This window comes from Microbacterium sp. (genome assembly GCF_047971895.1).
In the GTDB taxonomy this organism is placed as follows: domain Bacteria; phylum Actinomycetota; class Actinomycetes; order Actinomycetales; family Microbacteriaceae; genus Microbacterium.
On the sequence record NZ_JBKEAF010000133.1, the window covers coordinates 1 to 1955 of the forward strand.

2 pseudogenes are annotated in these 1955 nt (G+C 64.8%); both read right to left on the minus strand.

Going from position 1 to position 1955, the window contains the following annotated elements:
* A pseudogene (locus tag ACK5IN_RS10230) lies at positions 1-753 on the minus strand (DNA-directed RNA polymerase subunit beta'); the annotation flags it as partial.
* A gap of 65 nt (positions 754-818) precedes the next feature.
* Positions 819-1955, minus strand: a pseudogene (locus ACK5IN_RS10235) (DNA-directed RNA polymerase subunit beta); the annotation flags it as partial.

Sequence of the window (1955 nt, forward strand, 5' to 3'; positions counted from 1 at the left end):
CATCTCACGCCACAGCATCTCGTCTTCGATGATCTGGCGGGAAAACAGCCCCTTGAACTCGTCCCATGCCCGGTCGAGGACGTCGAGTTCCATCTCGTATTGCTCACGGACTGCGGCGAAGTCCTTCTCGGCGGCCCGTTGCCGGGCCCGCAACTCGGAGTCCTTGGCGCCGTCGGCCTCCATTTGGGCCACTTCGGCCTCGACCGCTTCGTGCTCCTCGGCCAGGCGGAGTTCCATCTCCTTGATGATGGTCTCGCGCTCGCCGATCACTTCGGCTTCGAGGTTCTGAAGGTCGGCGTCTCGCTTCTCGTCGTCGACCCAGGTGACCAGGTTTGCGGCGAAGTAGATGACCTTCTCCAGCTGCTTTGCCTTCAGCTCCTCACGGGGCTCGGTCCCCATGAGCAGGTACGCCAGCCACGACCGGGTACCACGCAGGTACCAGATGTGCACGCAGGGGGCGGCCAACTCGATGTGGCCCATGCGCTCGCGGCGCACCTTGGACCGGGTGACCTCCACGCCGCAGCGCTCACAAATGATGCCCTTGAAGCGCACCCGCTTGTATTTGCCGCAGGCGCATTCCCAGTCCTTTTGAGGGCCGAAGATCTTCTCGCAGAACAGGCCGTCCTTCTCGGGCTTGAGGGTGCGGTAGTTGATGGTCTCGGGCTTCTTGACCTCGCCGTACGACCACGTGCGGATGTCGTCCGCGGTGGCCAGGCCGATGCGAAGCTCATCGAATGTTGTTGACTCGAGCACTAGTTCTCAGTTCTCCTGTGTCGGAAATGTAGGGATGCGATCCCTGAGCTTGTCGAAGGGCCGGCTCAGATCTCGTCGATGGACGAGGACTCGAAGCGGCTGGAGATGTTGATGCCGAGCTCTTCGGCGGCACGGAAGGCCTCGTCGTCGGTGTCGCGGAGGTTGACCGCGGTGCCGTCGGCGCCGAGGACCTCGACGTTCAGGCACAGCGACTGCATCTCTTTCATGAGCACCTTGAACGACTCGGGGATGCCGGGCTCCTGGATGTTCTCGCCCTTGACGATCGCCTCGTACACCTTGACACGGACGAGGATGTCGTCGGACTTGATCGTGAGGAGCTCCTGCAGCGCGTAGGCGGCGCCGTAGGCCTCGAGGGCCCACACCTCCATCTCGCCGAAGCGCTGACCGCCGAACTGCGCCTTTCCACCGAGCGGCTGCTGAGTAATCATCGAGTACGGACCGGTCGAGCGGGCGTGGATCTTGTCGTCGACCAGGTGGTGCAGCTTGAGGATGTACATGTAGCCGACCGAGATCGGAGCCGGGAACGGCTCGCCGGAGCGGCCGTCGAACAGCTGCGTCTTGCCCGTCGAGTCGATGAGCCGCTCGCCGTCGCGGTTGACCAACGTCGAGTCGAGCAGGCCTGCGATCTCCTGCTCCTCGGCACCGTCGAACACCGGGGTGGCGACCTTCGTGCCGGGGGCGGCCTCGCGTGCGTCGTCGGGCAGATTCTTCGCCCACTCCGGCGAGCCGTCGACCTTCCAGCCCTGCTTCGAGATCCACCCGAGGTGGGTCTCGAGCACCTGGCCGAAGTTCATGCGGCCGGGGATGCCGAGCGGGTTCAGCACGACGTCGACCGGCGTGCCGTCCGCGAGGAACGGCATGTCCTCCACCGGCAGGATCTTCGCGATGACGCCCTTGTTGCCGTGGCGGCCGGCGAGCTTGTCGCCCTCGGTGATCTTGCGCTTCTGCGCAATGTAGACGACGACGCGGCGGTTGACACCCGAGCCGAGCTCGTCGTCCCCGTCCTCGGCGTTGAACTCCTTCACCGCGATGATCGTGCCCTCTTCACCGTGGGGCACCTTCAGCGACGTGTCGCGCACCTCGCGGCTCTTCTCGTTGAAGATCGCGCGCAGCAGGCGCTCCTCGGCGCTCAGCTCGGTCTCGCCCTTGGGCGTGACCTTGCCGACGAGGATGTCGCCGGG